Origin of the sequence: Bacillus sp. IBL03825 (assembly GCF_024712505.1) — a bacterium.
Lineage (GTDB): Bacteria > Bacillota > Bacilli > Bacillales > Bacillaceae_G > Bacillus_A > Bacillus_A wiedmannii.
The window spans coordinates 319542-335292 of record NZ_JAMXKE010000001.1 but is presented as its reverse complement, the minus strand read 5'-3'; the positions used below and the strand labels follow the sequence as shown (position 1 = coordinate 335292).

15 protein-coding genes and 1 riboswitch are annotated in these 15751 nt (G+C 36.1%); of the genes, 5 read left to right on the top strand and 10 right to left on the bottom strand.

The window, feature by feature from the left end; all coding sequences use genetic code 11:
• The first annotated feature begins 58 nt into the window (after nt 1–58).
• From NHG49_RS01820 to NHG49_RS01810, 3 genes are read left to right on the top strand one after another with little or no spacing between them, the layout of a single operon-like run.
• Nucleotides 59–1240 (top strand): ArsA family ATPase, encoded by a 1182-nt coding sequence (locus NHG49_RS01820; protein ID WP_081257452.1) that lies wholly within the window; start codon nt 59–61, stop codon nt 1238–1240.
• On the top strand, nt 1233–1424 hold the full coding sequence (locus NHG49_RS01815) for a DUF3926 domain-containing protein (protein ID WP_088046900.1): 192 nt from the start codon (nt 1233–1235) through the stop codon (nt 1422–1424). The genes NHG49_RS01820 and NHG49_RS01815 overlap by 8 nt, the downstream gene beginning before the upstream one ends.
• Before the next feature lie 58 nt (nt 1425–1482).
• Nucleotides 1483–1953: an HXXEE domain-containing protein gene (locus NHG49_RS01810; protein WP_081257440.1), complete on the top strand. Its 471-nt coding sequence runs from the start codon at nt 1483–1485 to the stop codon at nt 1951–1953.
• Between the two features lie 167 nt (nt 1954–2120).
• On the opposite strand, the gene NHG49_RS01805 is transcribed toward NHG49_RS01810, so the two are convergent.
• From NHG49_RS01805 to NHG49_RS01795, 3 genes are read right to left on the bottom strand one after another with little or no spacing between them, the layout of a single operon-like run.
• Complete coding sequence (locus NHG49_RS01805) at nt 2121–2975, bottom strand: MetQ/NlpA family ABC transporter substrate-binding protein (RefSeq protein WP_098102438.1); 855 nt, start codon at nt 2973–2975, stop codon at nt 2121–2123.
• Nucleotides 2976–2996: 21 nt separating this feature from the next.
• Nucleotides 2997–3662: a methionine ABC transporter permease gene (locus tag NHG49_RS01800; RefSeq protein ID WP_001261880.1), complete on the bottom strand. Its 666-nt coding sequence runs from the start codon at nt 3660–3662 to the stop codon at nt 2997–2999.
• Entirely contained in the window at nt 3652–4671 is a 1020-nt protein-coding gene (locus NHG49_RS01795; protein ID WP_149174003.1) for a methionine ABC transporter ATP-binding protein, read from the bottom strand. The genes NHG49_RS01800 and NHG49_RS01795 overlap by 11 nt, the downstream gene beginning before the upstream one ends.
• 123 nt (nt 4672–4794) lie before the next feature.
• Nucleotides 4795–4899, bottom strand: a riboswitch (SAM riboswitch).
• Between the two features lie 239 nt (nt 4900–5138).
• Here NHG49_RS01795 and NHG49_RS01790 point away from each other — a divergent pair.
• Complete coding sequence (locus tag NHG49_RS01790) at nt 5139–5702, top strand: cysteine hydrolase family protein (protein ID WP_149174004.1); 564 nt, start codon at nt 5139–5141, stop codon at nt 5700–5702.
• A 232-nt stretch (nt 5703–5934) separates the two neighbouring features.
• Here the strand turns inward: NHG49_RS01790 and NHG49_RS01785 are convergent, their stop codons facing one another.
• The 7 genes from NHG49_RS01785 to pcrB form a co-directional block, all read right to left on the bottom strand.
• Nucleotides 5935–6084 carry a hypothetical protein gene (locus NHG49_RS01785; RefSeq protein WP_000521652.1) on the bottom strand — a complete coding sequence of 50 codons (150 nt, stop codon included), beginning with the start codon at nt 6082–6084 and terminating at the stop codon, nt 5935–5937.
• A 176-nt stretch (nt 6085–6260) separates the two neighbouring features.
• Nucleotides 6261–7808 carry an L-glutamate gamma-semialdehyde dehydrogenase gene (gene pruA, locus NHG49_RS01780; protein ID WP_000259557.1) on the bottom strand — a complete coding sequence of 516 codons (1548 nt, stop codon included), beginning with the start codon at nt 7806–7808 and terminating at the stop codon, nt 6261–6263.
• A 152-nt stretch (nt 7809–7960) separates the two neighbouring features.
• The gene (locus tag NHG49_RS01775; RefSeq protein ID WP_064477176.1) at nt 7961–8731 is read right to left on the bottom strand and encodes a TSUP family transporter; all 771 of its coding nucleotides are present in this window, start codon (nt 8729–8731) and stop codon (nt 7961–7963) included.
• A 96-nt stretch (nt 8732–8827) separates the two neighbouring features.
• On the bottom strand, nt 8828–10030 hold the full coding sequence (locus tag NHG49_RS01770) for a CamS family sex pheromone protein (protein WP_064477175.1): 1203 nt from the start codon (nt 10028–10030) through the stop codon (nt 8828–8830).
• A gap of 16 nt (nt 10031–10046) precedes the next feature.
• Nucleotides 10047–12056, bottom strand: a complete 2010-nt coding sequence (ligA, locus tag NHG49_RS01765) for an NAD-dependent DNA ligase LigA (protein ID WP_258125469.1) — start codon at nt 12054–12056, stop codon at nt 10047–10049.
• 15 nt (nt 12057–12071) lie between these two features.
• A complete protein-coding gene (pcrA, locus tag NHG49_RS01760; RefSeq protein ID WP_258125467.1) occupies nt 12072–14321 on the bottom strand; it encodes a DNA helicase PcrA in 2250 nt (749 codons plus the stop codon).
• 12 nt (nt 14322–14333) lie between these two features.
• Complete coding sequence (gene pcrB, locus NHG49_RS01755; protein WP_258125466.1) at nt 14334–15023, bottom strand: heptaprenylglyceryl phosphate synthase; 690 nt, start codon at nt 15021–15023, stop codon at nt 14334–14336.
• A 337-nt stretch (nt 15024–15360) separates the two neighbouring features.
• On the opposite strand from pcrB, the gene NHG49_RS01750 reads away from it, so the two are divergent.
• Nucleotides 15361–15738 (top strand): YgaP family membrane protein, encoded by a 378-nt coding sequence (locus tag NHG49_RS01750; RefSeq protein WP_088046897.1) that lies wholly within the window; start codon nt 15361–15363, stop codon nt 15736–15738.
• Nucleotides 15739–15751: the final 13 nt, after the last annotated feature.

The window sequence follows — 15751 nt, the reverse complement described above, 5'->3', positions numbered from 1 at the left end:
TATTCAATATTTTATTTCGATTCTCGTAATATTCGACACTCGAAACAAAGGGGATAGAATAATGAGAATTATTTTGTATACAGGTAAAGGCGGCGTAGGAAAAACTAGCATTTCAGCAGCAACAGCGCTTCAAAGCGCAAAACAAGGATTAAAAACATTAGTAATGAGTACAGATCCTGCTCATAGTTTAGGAGATTCATTTGGTATAAAGCTATCTTCTGAGCCATTAGAAATTCGTGAAAATTTGTGGGCACAAGAAATTAATACGATTTATGAGATGGAAAAAGGCTGGGGGAAATTACAGAAATATATTACGCTACTCTTCACTTCCAAAGCAGCTGATGATATTACAACAGAAGAGTTAACGATGTTTCCTGGTATGGAAGATTTAATTAGCTTACTTCGCGTACTCGATTATTATAAACAAAACACATATGATGTTATTATCATTGATTGTGCTCCAACAGGAGAAACATTAGCAATGCTCAGCTTTCCAGACATGCTCAGCTGGTGGATGGAAAAACTCTTTCCTATTAAAAGAAAAGTTTTAAAAGTTGTTCGCCCTGTAGCTCAACCACTTCTTGGTGTTCCTCTTCCAACCGATGATATTATGGACGAATTAACGAATACACTTGAACAGCTCGGAGAAATGAGAGATATTTTATCAAACCGAGAAATAACAAGTATCCGCATCGTTGTAAATCCCGAAAAAATGGTCATTAAAGAAGCTCAGCGTAGCTTTACTTATTTAAATTTATACGATTATAACGTAGATGCCATTATGATTAACCGCGTCATCCCTAACACTGTCACCGATCCTTATTTTCAAGCATGGAAAGATACTCAAAAAAAATATAAAACATTAATTCAAGATAGTTTTCAGCCGCTTCCTATTTACGAAGCTCCTATGTTTGAACAAGAAGTTGTCGGTTTGTCCATGTTAGAGCGTGTAGGAGACGCTTTATTTAAATCAGATTCTTCTCCTACGAAAGTGAAATTTAACGGGCGCACTCAATATGTAAAAAAAGATGGCGATGAGTATATTTTCGTTCTCTCCATTCCCTTCTCAAACAAAAGTGAACTTTCATTAAATCAAAAAGGTGATGAACTTATCATTCGTTCAGGTTCTGTGAAACGGAACATCACATTGCCAAAAACGTTAACACACCTTTCTATTCAAGGAGCTAAGTTCGAAGAAGATGTACTAAATATTCGATTTGGAGGTGTAGTACATGCATGAGGAACTACTAAGAAAGGTAATTCGTACAAAAATAAAAATCGGTATGAATATATTAGAAGAGTTCCCTACCCCAATCCAACAATCAGCTAAGCAAATACTAAATATTTTGCAAGAGGAGCTAGCTGCTTATCCGAAAGAACAAGAGCACCAAGAAAATAATTTAAAAAGTATCATAATTGAATGAACATCTCTGGATAGAGAGCCTCTCTAGGCTTTCTATCTCCATATTGGAGTGATGTAAGTTGTTGAAAAAACATTCCACTATTATGCTTTGGGTTATTCCCTTGTTATTTTTCATTCATAATCTAGAAGAATCTTTCCAAATGCCTCAATATCTTGCTAATCAATTTTCAATTCATTTTATAACAAGCCAACAATTTTTCATTGCCATTTCCGCACTAACAATCTTTGTCTTACTTATCACCTTTCTATATCAACTAAACTTCTTGTCTTCTATATACTGGATTATTTTTATACAAGGGGCTATCTTCTTCAACTCCGTTCAACATATTATTTTGTTTTCCATATATCGTTCTTATAATCCTGGCGTAATATCAGCAGTTTTCATTGTTATCTTTTCTATTTTCTTTTTTTCATTCGAAAAACACCTCATTTTAAAAAAACAATTCATACTTACACTCATTTTCAGCTTATTTTCTTACCCTGTTATAATTTGGATTACTTTACTATTCGCTAGCTACTTTCATTCATAAAAAAAGACCAGGAAAACTCCTGGTCCATCACTCTACTTAACAAACATTGGATTCTACGTTATACAGAATTGGAAGGTACAGAATTAGGGTTTTGTTTGTTAAGTAGATTATATGTTGAACGAGCTAACAGCGGAGGGGTTCCTACTGTTAATCGTTAAACCCGATAGTTATTTTACGATTTTTTCAAGCTCATCAAGTGAAAGATCTACTGAAATGGAACCATCATTTGTTTCTTTCTTAATTGCATCTGTTACTTCTTTTGAATGATATAGTTCAATTACTTTTTTCAGTGTTGGATCATCTTTATCTTTTGTACGAGCTGCGAAAATATTAATATATGGCTTCGCATTTTCATTCTTTGGATCTTCTAAGAAAATTGGATCCTTCGCTGGATCTAATCCAGCTTGACCAGCAACACCGTTATTAATGACTGAAGCTGCTACATCTTTTAATACACGAGGTGTTTGCTGTGCGATAACCGGTGTAATTTTTAACTTCTTCGGATTTTCAGCAATGCCGCTTGGATCTCCAAATAAACCAAAGTCTTTCTTAAGCTTTAATAAACCTGCTGCATCAAGAAGTTTTAATGCACGAGCTTGGTTCGTTGGATCATTTGGAATCGCAATTTCTGAACCATCTGGAATTTCATTTGCCTTCTTATATTTTTCAGAGTATAAGCCCATTGGTGCAATTTGCGTTGTACCAACAGCTGTAATATCTAACTTATGCTCTTTTTTAAATTGCTCTAAGAAAGCAACGTGCTGGAATGAGTTTAGTTCAATATCTCCATCAGCTAACGCTTTATTTGGCGTTGTGTAATCAGAGAACTCAATTAGTTTAACTTTAATCCCTTCTTTTTCAGCTTTTTCCTTTACAATTTCCCAAGCGTTTCCATCCGTTCCAGTTACACCAATGCGAACTACTTTCTCTTTTGCTCCTGCCCCCGTGTCTCCACTTGAGCAGCCGCTTAACGCTGAAATTCCTACAATCGCTGATAATGCAAATGCTAAAATTTTCTTCATTTTCTTTTTCCCTCTTCCTTTTTATGATCTGCGTAAAAAGACTTTCGCAAAGTAGTTTCCTAAATTTTGAGCTACCTGTACAAGAATAATAAGTAAAACGACCGTTACGAACATAACTGATGTATCAAAACGTTGATAACCATATGTCATCGCTAAGTCACCAAGACCGCCACCACCGACAAGCCCAGCAACTGCAGAAAATTCAATTAAACCAACTGTCATAAACGTAACACCTAAAATCAATGGAGCTAACGCTTCTGGCACAAGAATTTCAAAAACAATTCTAAATGGTGAAGCACCCATCGCTTGAGCTGCTTCAATGACTCCCTTTGGAACTGAAACAAGATTTGTTTCAACCATTCTAGCAATACCAATTGATGCAACTAACGTCATTGGAAAGATTGCTGCTGCTGTTCCAATCGTCGTTCCGATAACACTTCTTGTTAGTGGGCTTAAAGCCACTAAGAAAATGATGAATGGAACCGGACGAATTGTATTGATAATGATATTAAGAATAGAAAAGACCCATTTATTTTCTAAAAAGTTTCCTTTTCTCGTTACATATAAAAGTAAACCTAGAGGTATACCAAGGATTGTAGCGAATATAAGGGTTACAATTACCATTAAGAGGGTATCCCCCGTCGCATCTACTATGCGAGGCCAAAATATACTCCAATCAACTCGCATGAGCTTCTACCTCCTTCAGCTGCACTTGCAGTCTTAGATGTTGTAATGCTTTTTGAATTTCCTTCTGTTCACCTTGCAATTCTACAAGAAGATTTCCAAATAGCACATTTTGGAGTTCAATAATATTTCCATACAGTACGTTTACATCGACGTTATAATTTTTCGCGATATATGATAGTACCGGCTGCCCTGTCTCTTCACCAGTAAATGTTAAGCGATAAATCTGTCCACCATTTTGAATTTTCCCTAGAACACTTTCCGGTAAATGATCATTAATAATGGAGCGTACAAAGTTTTGAGTTGTCTTTGTTTTCGGTTGTGTGAAAACGTCAAACAGTTTTCCTTCTTCAATAACTTTTCCCTTCTCCATTACAGCTACACGGTGACAAATTTCTTTCACAACATGCATTTCATGTGTAATGAGTAGAATCGTTACATTGTATTCTCGATTTACTTTCTTTAATAAGTTCAAAATTTCTGTCGTTGTTTCTGGATCTAAAGCTGATGTTGCCTCATCACATATAAGAATGTCTGGCGATGTTGCAAGTGCTCTAGCAATGCCAACACGTTGTTTTTGACCACCTGATAGTTGCTCTGGATAATAGTTTGCTTTATCTTCTAATCCTACAAATTTCAGCAGTTCGTTTACTCTTTCTTTTATCTCATTCTTTGGTACTTTCGCTAACCTTAATGGGTATGCAATATTCCCAAACACTGTTCTTGAATTAAATAAATTAAAACTTTGAAAAATCATCCCGATTCTTTGTCTTAGCTTTCGTAATTCTTTCGTCGATAGTGATGTAATATCTTTATCATCTATTGAAATCGTTCCTGCCGTTGGTTTCTCTAACATATTTACTAGGCGTAATAACGTACTCTTTCCAGCGCCACTAAAACCGATGATACCGAAAATTTCGCCCTTCTCAACTGATAATGTTACATCCTCCACCGCATGAACAGATTGCCCACCTGATTCATATACTTTACTTACGTTGTTAAAAGAAATCATTTTCTTCCCTCCTATATGCTGTAAAAACTTGAAGTAGAGCTTTCGAGGTAAAATAAAAAGTGCTCTCCTTCTTATCAACCATAAAGATAAGAAGGAGAGCACTTATATGTACTCGTTCACATCTTCTCATCTTCCAAGCCTTTATAGGCTTGCTGGAGTTAGCACGGTATTAAAAAACCCGTTGCTGAGGTATCGTAGGGCCAGTCCCTCCACCTCTCTGGATAAGAATGTATCGATTTAATTGTCGTTTAATTAATTCTCATTATAGAACTCAGAATAATAAGAGTCAATACATTTTTTAGAAAATATTAATTATTTCTCTATTGAAATTTTCAAATAAAAAATCACATACAATAATGATTTTTAAAGTTATGTTAAATTCTCCTCCTTCATATTTTTTAAAAGGAGAATCCTCTCTATAAATTGAATACCATTATTTGAATATGAAATCGGAGGAAGATAAATATATGAAAACAGCTCTTTTACTCGTTGATATTCAAAATGATTATTTTCCACATGGAAAGATGGAATTGCGTAATCCAGTAGAAGCAAGCGAATATGCTAGTCAGCTGCTACAACTCTTTAGAACGAAAAACGAAACTATTTTTCATATCCAACATGTAGCAATAAAAGATGGCGCTACTTTTTTCCTACCCAATACAGAAGGTGTACATATTCATGAAAGCGTACGTCCACTTAGAGAAGAAACCGTTATACTCAAACATTATCCTAATAGTTTTCGCGAAACTGATCTTCTAGAACAATTACAACGTTTAGACATTAAGCACGTCGTCATATGCGGGATGATGACTCATATGTGTATTGATGCTACCGTAAGAGCTGCTTTTGATTTCGGCTTTCCATGTACCGTTATACATGATGCTTGTGCTACAAAAGATCTTTCTTTTAAGAATGCTACGATACCAGCCGTTTATATTCATAACACAATTTTGGCTAGTTTAAATGGAGTATATGCAAATGTAATGAGTACAGAGGAGTTTTTGGCTACAAAAAAACACTCCCTTCAGTGAGCAAAACCGAAAAGAGTGTTTCTTGTCAAACCATAGATTTTCTTTCAAATTGTATTATACAGGAAATCCTTAAAATGAATACTAAAAAATATGACTAATAAGTCAACTTTTCTCGTTGTTTTGTTTCTATTTACATGTTTATCCAGATATTAATAGGGTTTAGCTAGTTCTAATTACCGAATAGTAATATATGGTAATTAGAGCTAGTTTCTCCTATCAAAAACGTAACATATTATTTATCTGTTTGTTTTTGCTTCTTTTTCAAATACTCCGCACGCAAATTTTCAATTTGCTGCTTTTTATCAAATTTGGCAGGCGTCTGTTTTTCATGAAACTTTGCCACAGCTACCTGACTCTTGTAATCCAATTGATATTTTCCCACTTTGTTCACCTACTTTTCTTGTCCGTAAAGAGAATCTATTCAACAAATATAATATATCTTATTTACTGAAGTAAACCTTATTAGTTTTTCTACGTATATCTATCTTAATTCACATATAGCAAGTTTTTCAAAAAAAAGAGATCTTCGCAGGCTGCGAAGATCTCTTCTACTATTTCTTATAAAGTTTCAGAAGTAGTTTTTGCTTGCATGTGAAGTGCTAAGTAGTCAGGGCCACCAGCTTTAGAGTCTGTACCAGACATGTTAAAGCCACCGAATGGTTGGTAACCTACGATTGCACCAGTACATCCACGGTTAAAGTATAAGTTACCCACATGGAATTCTTCACGTGCTTTTTCAATATGATCACGGTTATTAGTAACAACAGCACCTGTTAAACCGTATTCTGTATTGTTTGCAATTGCTAGTGCATGATCAAAGTCTTTTGCTTTACAGAATGCTACTACTGGTCCGAAGATTTCTTCTTTCATTAAGCGAGCATCTTCTGCAACGTCAGCAACGATTGTTGGTTGGATGAACCAGCCTTTAGAATCGTCTCCTTCGCCACCTGTTAAGATTCTACCTTCCTCTTTACCAATTGCAACATAGCTCATTACTTTATCGAATGCAGCTTGGTCATTAACAGGACCCATGTTTGTACCTAATACAGCTGGGTTAGCAACTGTTAATTCTTTCGTTAATTCAACAGCACGATTTAATACGTGATCGTATACATCTTCATGGATTACTGCACGAGAACATGCAGAACATTTTTGTCCTGAGAATCCGAATGCTGATGCAACGATAGATTTAGCTGCTAATTCAAGATCTGCTTCTTTATCAACAACGATTGTATCTTTACCACCCATTTCAGCGATAACGCGTTTTAACCAAATTTGGCCTGGGTTTACTTTCGCTGCACGCTCATAAATACGGATACCTACATCACGAGATCCAGTGAAGCTCACGAAACGTGTACGAGGGTGATCTACTAAGTAGTCACCAACTTCAGAACCATTACCTGGAACGAAGTTTACTACGCCAGCTGGTAAGCCAGCTTCTTCTAATACTTCCATGAATTTCGCTGCTACTACAGGAGTTGTACTAGCTGGTTTTAGTAATACTGTGTTACCAGAAACTAAAGCAGCTGTTGTCATACCTGCCATAATTGCGAATGGGAAGTTCCAAGGAGAAATGATAACACCTACTCCTAATGGAATGTAAGAGAAACGATTATATTCAATTGGACGGCTTTCTACTGGAATACCGTCTTTTAATTTTAACATTTGACGACCATAATATTCCATAAAGTCGATTGCTTCTGCTGTATCAGCATCTGCCTCATTCCATGGTTTACCTGCTTCTTTTACAAGAATAGCAGAGAATTCATGTTTTCTGCGACGAACGATTGCTGCAGCACGGAATAAAATGTCTGCACGCATTTCTGGCTTTGATTTTCTCCAAGTTTGGAATGTTTCATCCGCTACTTGCATTGCTTTTTCAGCTAACTCACGGCTTGCTTTTGAAACGCGACCAACAAGTTCCTCTTTATTTGCAGGGTTTACAGAAACAATTTTGTCTTCTGTAGTGATTTTTTCTCCCCCAATAATTAATGGATAGTCTTGTCCAAGATAAGATTCTACTTTCTTTAAACCTTCTTCAAACGCTAATTTGTTAGCCTCCACTGAAAAATCTGTAAATGGCTCATGTTTGTATGCTACTACCATTTTTTTAGCCTCCCCTTAGAAAAACGTTTACATTTTACAACATTATTCTACACGATAATTTAGATTTATTCAAATATTCCTAGACTTATATTTTAAAAATTAATAAATTTTTAAAATATAATAAAAAAATAGAGTTATACAAAAGTATAACTCTACAAAATATGAGTATATTCCAAAACATTTTTTCCAATTAATAAAATAGTTACTAATAAAAATAAAGTCCTAACATATCCAACACCTTTTTGAACTGCAAACTTTGATCCAAAATAAGCACCTAAGATCATTGATAATCCCATAATAATACCGTATTCAAAATGAATTACGTCTAAAAATAAAAAAGTAATTAAAGATACGATATTACTAACAAAGTTCAAAAGTTTTCCAGATGCTGCCGCTTGAATAAAATCCAAACCAATTAATAAAAATGCAAAAATTAAAAAAGATCCTGTCCCTGGGCCAAAAAATCCATCGTAAAACCCTATCATTAAAATAACAAAGAAAAATATTAATGTTTTTCTTTTCGTCATCTTCTTATAGGTGGATACACTTCCCCAATCCTTTTTCGCAATAATATAAATGGCAATAAACACCAACATCACAAGCACTAACGGACGTAAAATATCCGGCGGAATAAACTTTACTACTAAAGCACCTGCGACCGCTCCTATAACAGTTAACGGGATTAACTTTCCTACAATTTTAAAATCGACCTTTCCTGATCGAATAAAATAAATTGCACTCGTAAACGTCCCCATCGTTGCCGCTAATTTATTTGTTGCAATTGCCGAAGCTGGTGGTAAACCAACAAACATAAGTGCCGGAAGCGAAATTAATCCTCCACCACCAACAACTGAATCAATAAAAGCTGCTAAAAAGCCGAATCCAATTAATAAAATAATGACTTGGAAACTTAATTCGTCCATGTGCCTTACCCCTTACCCCCATTATTTATAACATTTTAAATTATAACAAAATTATTCAAGAAAAAAAGCCGTTCCATAAAGGAACGGCCCTCCTATTTAATCTAAAATTTTCACAAACGGTTCATCTTGCTTCGCTTCACGTATAATAATCGCTTCTGGGCGTTCTACAGATTTAATCGTTACTTGTACTTTCATATAATTCGGGAAGTATTCCATAACAAGCCCGGCTACATATTGTGTAAAGCCTATTATTTCTGCTTTCCCATTAAACTGGACAGGAATATCAAGCTTTATTTCTCTTAATTCATCGTCTCTATACATACCAGTACCGATAACAGCTGTATAGTCGCCTTGGAAATAATCACTTAGTTTTGCTTTAAAGTTCGATACTCTCGCCAGATCTTCACGTTTATTATCTGTTTTCGCTTGTTCAGATGGGAACAAATAATATTTCTCATTAATTTGTTTCCAATCCTCAACCGTTTCACTGCCTTTTTCAACATTCGCATAAGAAACAAAGTTACCTGGCACGAGTGAAGCCTTTGGAGCCTGACGATAAATCGCAAATGTTATCGGAAGAGTTTTTGTTTCAGGATCTTCTTTATGCATAACTTTTATGATTTCTTGCGCCATTTTTTTCCCTTCAGCTAACATTTTTTCTTGTTCAATTTTAGCTTCACGCGGATAACCATGCTCTTCCTCATAATAATGAACCGAGTTCATCGCTAAGCCAACTACAATGCCTTGGCGCTCACCTTTCTCATCTTTCTCGTCTTTTTTCACATAATAATCATGCTCTAAAATATTTGAAATATATATTGGATTTTTTTTATTTTTTTCCTCTAATGATTCAGATCCTCCACCTAACGCTGGGTTTAACCCAATGTTTGGAAATTTAACTGCATCTTTTTTTAACTTGTCCTCTAGTTCCTTTTGTTCAGCATCTGTACGCTTTCTTTTAACAAGCATCTGCAAATTTTGAGTATCTAGAGCACTTCCACCTTTAAAGAAATGATCTTTCGTACTAAAGGATTCTTTTGCAATACGCATTAATCCTGTTTCAAATTCATCTATATCAAGACGATTACTTACTCCTTGTACAACTAAACCACGTGCAGCTCCTGCGTCAAATGGAATAGTCGTCTTATAATATTCATCCGAAATAGAGTACTTCGGAACGATTGCTTGTTCTTTTGCTTTCCCCGATTTCTCAACCACTTTTTCATCTTTATCGGCACCTGTACTACATCCACTTACGAGTAGGCCAAGGCTTAATACCGCTAATGCTATTTTTTTCATGGTAAGTTTGCACCTCTTACTTATTTAGCTCTTGTAAGAACCTCTCTTCATTCCAAACCTCAACATTATGCTTCTCTGCTTGTGCTAATTTCGAACCTGCCGCTTCACCTGCAACAACTAAATCCGTACTTTTACTAACACTTCCTGTTACTTTTCCACCTAATGCCTCAATCTTTTTCTTCGCTTCACTACGTCCCATAACTTCTAATTTCCCTGTTAAAACGACAGTTTTTCCTGCGAAGTACGACTCAACATTTTGTAAATCAGCAATTTTTATACCTTTGTACGCCATATTCACGCCATACTCTTTAAATTGTTGTAATAACTCTAATACGTCTTCATTATCAAAATACGTCACGACGGATTGAGCCATTTTTTCACCAATCTCATTAATTGCTTTTAGTTCTTCTTCCGTTGCTTTCACAAGCGCATCCATCGTTTCAAAATGCTCTGCAAATGTACGTGCTGCTTTTGCTCCGACATGGCGAATACCAAGACCAAATAATAATCGCTCTAATGAGTTGTCTTTAGAATTCTCAATTGCTTGTACTAAATTCGTTGCTGATTTTTCACCGAATCTTTCTAGCTGTAATAATTGCTCTTTCGTCAACGAATATAAATCAGCGAATGTACGAATGTAATCAGCATCAAAGAGTTGTGTAATGACACGCTCTCCAAGTCCATCAATATTCATTGCATTTCTTGAAACGAAATGGATTAATCCTTCTCGAATTTGAGCCGGACAAGTTGGATTTATACAGCGAAGTGCTACCTCTTCTTCTAAACGAACTAGTTCACTCTCACATGCTGGGCAATGCGTCGGCATATGATATTCTTCTTCCTCACCAGTACGCTTATCAAAAATAACGTTCACAACTTCAGGAATAATATCTCCTGCCTTCTTCACAACAACATAGTCACCAATTCGAATGTCTTTTTCACGAATTAAATCTTCGTTATGTAAAGAGGCACGACGAACGATAGTACCAGCCACTCGCACTGCCTCTAGCTCTGCAGTCGGTGTTACAACCCCTGTGCGACCAACACTTAATTCAATACCTGTTAATCTTGTTATAACTTCTTCAGCCGGGAATTTATAAGCAATCGCCCATCTTGGACTCTTTGCTGTAGTTCCTAAACTTTCTTGTAGAGCAACATCATCTACTTTTATAACGATTCCATCGATCTCATAATCAAGATGCGGACGTTTTTCTTGCCATTCTTCTACATAAGCTATAACTTCTTCAATTGTTTCACATGTACGACGATTTGGATTTGTTTTGAATCCAAGTTCACCTAAGAAATCAAGCGATTCACTATGTGATGGAATTGTTTTTTCTTCTACATTCGCAAGACCGTACACAAATATAGATAAGTTACGCTTCGCTGCAATTTTCGGATCAAGTTGGCGTATTGAACCTGCTGCCGCATTACGCGGATTCGCAAATACATCTTCACCATTTTGTTCTTTTTCTTCATTTAACTTAACGAATGAACGCTTCGGCATATAAGCTTCGCCTCGTGCTTCTAACGTTACTTCTTCATTTAAACGGAGCGGGATCGCTTTAATCGTTTTTAAATTTTGGGTAATATCTTCACCTGTTACACCATCACCACGTGTTGCCCCTTGAATGAAGCGTCCTTTTTCATAATGAAGTGAAACAGCAAGTCCGTCAATTTTTAATTCGCATATATATCTTACATTCGCATCATCAATTCCTTGGCGTACTCGTCGGTCGAAATCACGTAAATCTCCTTCGTTAAATGCATTTCCTAAACTTAACATCGGTGACTTATGTGTTACTTTTTCAAATATATCAAGAACAGTTCCCCCAACGCGAATGGAGGGAGAGTCTTCACTCATAAACTCTGGATTCTCTGCTTCTAATTTTATAAGCTCCTGCATATTACGGTCATACTCCGCATCAGAAACAGAAGGATTGTCTAATACGTGATACTGATAGTTAAATGTATTTAACAAATCACGCAGTTCTTCTATACGTTGTTTTGCTATCTCTTTTGACATATCCTCATTCCTTTCCTATTGTTTCGTCACAGGTGCAAATTTAGCTAACAAACGTTTAACACCAATTGGGCTTGGGAACGCAATATCTAATTCTTTTGCATCACCTTCACCTTTTACACTGACAACTGTACCGACTCCCCATTTTTGGTGGGAAGCTTTATCACCTACTGCCCAGCCAATTTGCTCGCCGCCTGTCGTCTTAGCTGCAGGACGCGCGAAAGCTGAACGAGAGCGTGTTGTGGTTGTAGTTGTCATTTTACTTGTAGTTGTCGTTCTGCCTTTTGCACCAAACGAAGTTTCACGCTTTGGCGCTGTTTCATTTAACGATTCTACTAGCTCTGCCGGGATTTCTGTAATAAATCGAGAAGCAGCGTTCATACTTGTTCTACCAAATAAAGTACGCATTTGTGCATTAGATAAATATAACTCTTCTTCTGCACGAGTAATACCTACATAAGCAAGGCGACGCTCTTCTTGCATTTCATCTTCTTCCATTAGAGAACGAGTATGCGGGAATATTCCTTCCTCTAACCCAACAATAAAGACAACTGGGAACTCTAATCCTTTCGCTGAGTGCATCGTCATTAAAATAACTTCCTCACCAGCAGTTGGATCTTCATCGACACGATCAATATCAGCAACAAGCGCTAAGTCTGTTAAGAATGCAACAAGGCTCTTATCTTCGCTTTGAGATTCAAATGTTTGCGTAACAGATAAAAACTCATCTAAGTTCTCTAAACGACCTTCTGCTTCTAAGGTACGCTCGTTTTTCAACATATCGCGATAGCCTGTTTTTTCAATAACTTCTTCTACCAATTCTGTAACAGATAAATACTCTTGCATATTTACCCAGTTGTGTAATAAACCAGAGAATTCTTTTACTGCCTTTGTAATTTTTGCACTTACTCCAACATGCTCAATCTCATCGAATACAGCAGTTAATGAAATTCCATTTTGTACACCGTAATTAATAATTTTATCGATAGAAGTCGCACCAATTCCGCGCTTTGGCATGTTAATAATACGTGCGAAACTAATCTCATCATCTGGATTCCCAATTAAACGTAAATACGCCAAAATGTCTTTAATCTCTTTACGATCGTAGAACTTCGTACCGCCGACAATTTTGTAAGGAATATTAGATTTCAGGAAAATCTCCTCGACCATACGAGACTGCGCATTTGTACGATATAACACTGCAAAATCAGTATATTTTCGTTTTCCCATTTGAATATCGTCACGAATTTTTTTCGCAACAAAATATGCTTCGTCTTTTTCCGTCGCAGCACGGTAATATGAGATTTTGCTTCCAACTTGATTGTCTGTCCATAATTTTTTCGGTTTACGGTTTGAATTTTTTTCAATAACAGCATTCGCTGCATTTAAAATATTTTGTGACGAACGATAGTTTTGTTCTAACAGAATAACTTGCGCATTCTCATAGTCTTTTTCGAATGACAAAATGTTAGAAATGTCAGCCCCGCGCCAGCGGTAAATAGACTGATCTGAGTCACCTACAACACATAAATTTTTAAAACGTGCTGCTAAATGTTTTACAAGAAGGTACTGCGCTTTGTTCGTATCTTGATACTCATCCACGTGAATATATTGGAACTTACGCTGATAAAACTCTAGTACTTCTGGAACACGTTCAAATAGCTGAATCGTTGTCATAATTAAATCATCAAAATCTAATGAGTTATTTTTCAGAAGACGTTTTTGATATTCTGTATATACATCGCTCGTTAATTTTTCATATGGATCAGCGATTGTAATTTTTTTCGCATATTTATCTGCAGATAACAATTCATTTTTCGCATTACTAATACCAGCTAAAATAGAGCGCGGCTCAAATTTCTTCGGATCAATATTGCGCTCTTTCATAATTTTTTTGACTACAGTTAACTGATCGCCTGAATCTAAGATTGTAAAGTTACGATTAATACCAATACGATCGATATCACGTCGTAAAATACGTACACACATAGAGTGGAACGTAGAAATCCAAATATCTTCTGCTTCTGGTCCGACAAGTGTATCAATACGCTCGCGCATTTCACGAGCCGCTTTATTTGTAAAGGTAATAGCTAGTACATTCCATGGCGCTACACCTTTTTCACCAAGTAAAAACGCAATACGATGTGTTAACACACGTGTTTTACCACTACCTGCACCTGCCATTAATAGAAGTGGTCCGTTCGTTGTTTGTACTGCTTTTTGTTGCTGCGGATTTAAACCATTTAATAACCTATCTGTCTTACTCATATACGCCTGCACCTACTCTCCTTTTACTGCTTTAACTGTTTTTAACGCTGCTTTTATATCATCATAAATAATATTTCCAACAACTATTGTATCAGCATACTGCGCCATTTCTTTCGCTTGTTCTGCATTAGAAATACCGCCACCATAATACAACTTCGCTTGTTTTAATTCTGCTTTTACATTTTTAACAAGTTCACTGTCTCCATACGTACCGCTATATTCTAAATAAAATATCGGTAAACGTAATAGCTTGTCTGCTAAACGCGCATATGCAATCACATCATCTTCTGTTACATCACATTTCGCATCTGTAAGCTGGGCTACTTTCGCTTCAGGATTTAAAATACAATACCCTTCCATGAAAATTTCGTCCCAATCCATAATATCCCCAAATTCTTTCAAAGCCTCATGATGAACACCAGTTACCCATTCTACCTTTCGGCTATTTAAAACGCTTGGGATATAATAAAAATCAAATCCTGGTGTAATTGCTTCCACATCAGAAACCTCTAACACACAAGGAACTGCATATCTACGAATGCTAACTAGCATGTGTAGTACATTATCAATTGTCACTCCATCACTTCCGCCTACAATAACAGCATCTGTTCCAGACTCACAAATCATTTCTAAATGTTCGTCACTTAACTCCTTATTTGGATCAAGCTTAAATACATGTTTCCACCCGGAAATATCGTACATGAAAACACCCTTTCTTTTCTCTATTTATATATATTCCTGTTCAAAATAACAGTTTATTTTCATTAGGATTTTTTAACTTCATCTTACATATTTGTTTAAAACGGAGAATTAAATTTGGAATTCCCTCTTCCATAGTTTTTCAAACGAGAGGATTTAACTTTGAACTTCCTTTTATGCATTCTTTCATTATAACAAAAAAAGCTACTTACACACACGCACATTCCAACATCTTTTTCAACGTCAAATGTTGGATTACATATCCCAAAAGTCACACGGGATACTAATAAGAGAAATAGTATTATCTATTTCAACTTTCATAAAAAGGAGTGTTTTTCTAATGAAGCAAAACATCGGTACAATAAATGCCCTAATTCGAATTACACTCGGACTTATCCTCTTCGGCTGTAGTAGTGCTAAACTTGTACGCAAGCCGTGGTGCACTTGGTCTAACGTCTTGCTATGGATTGGTGCAATGAAAATCGCAGAGGGAATTGTTCGTTTCTGCCCCGTTGTTGAAATGTGGAAATTCGGAAAATACATGAATATGGGGGCATTTAAAATGCCTAGCATGAATTTTACTGAAAAGGGACATGCTAAAGAAGAAGTGAATCAAACTTCCAAGCACGACAAACCACAGTCAAATGGAAGTTTTGACGCTTCTGACAAAGAGATTGAGTCAGCGATTGAAGATATAATCCTGGCAAAACCGCTTTGAATCATTTGTCACG

What these genes read in the sequence shown, in the direction of transcription:
- NHG49_RS01815 (WP_088046900.1), top strand. Translation starts at nt 1,233, where the DNA reads ATGCATGAGGAACTACTAAGAAAGGTAATTCGTACAAAAATAAAAATC.
- NHG49_RS01800 (WP_001261880.1), bottom strand. Translation starts at nt 3,662, where the DNA reads ATGCGAGTTGATTGGAGTATATTTTGGCCTCGCATAGTAGATGCGACG.
- NHG49_RS01795 (WP_149174003.1), bottom strand. Translation starts at nt 4,671, where the DNA reads ATGATTTCTTTTAACAACGTAAGTAAAGTATATGAATCAGGTGGGCAA.
- pcrB (WP_258125466.1), bottom strand. Translation starts at nt 15,023, where the DNA reads ATGTACGATATTTCCGGGTGGAAACATGTATTTAAGCTTGATCCAAAT.
- NHG49_RS01775 (WP_064477176.1), bottom strand. Translation starts at nt 8,731, where the DNA reads ATGGACGAATTAAGTTTCCAAGTCATTATTTTATTAATTGGATTCGGC.
- pruA (WP_000259557.1), bottom strand. Translation starts at nt 7,808, where the DNA reads ATGGTAGTAGCATACAAACATGAGCCATTTACAGATTTTTCAGTGGAG.
- NHG49_RS01790 (WP_149174004.1), top strand. Translation starts at nt 5,139, where the DNA reads ATGAAAACAGCTCTTTTACTCGTTGATATTCAAAATGATTATTTTCCA.
- pcrA (WP_258125467.1), bottom strand. Translation starts at nt 14,321, where the DNA reads ATGAGTAAGACAGATAGGTTATTAAATGGTTTAAATCCGCAGCAACAA.
- NHG49_RS01750 (WP_088046897.1), top strand. Translation starts at nt 15,361, where the DNA reads ATGAAGCAAAACATCGGTACAATAAATGCCCTAATTCGAATTACACTC.
- ligA (WP_258125469.1), bottom strand. Translation starts at nt 12,056, where the DNA reads ATGTCAAAAGAGATAGCAAAACAACGTATAGAAGAACTGCGTGATTTG.
- NHG49_RS01805 (WP_098102438.1), bottom strand. Translation starts at nt 2,975, where the DNA reads ATGAAGAAAATTTTAGCATTTGCATTATCAGCGATTGTAGGAATTTCA.
- NHG49_RS01770 (WP_064477175.1), bottom strand. Translation starts at nt 10,030, where the DNA reads ATGAAAAAAATAGCATTAGCGGTATTAAGCCTTGGCCTACTCGTAAGT.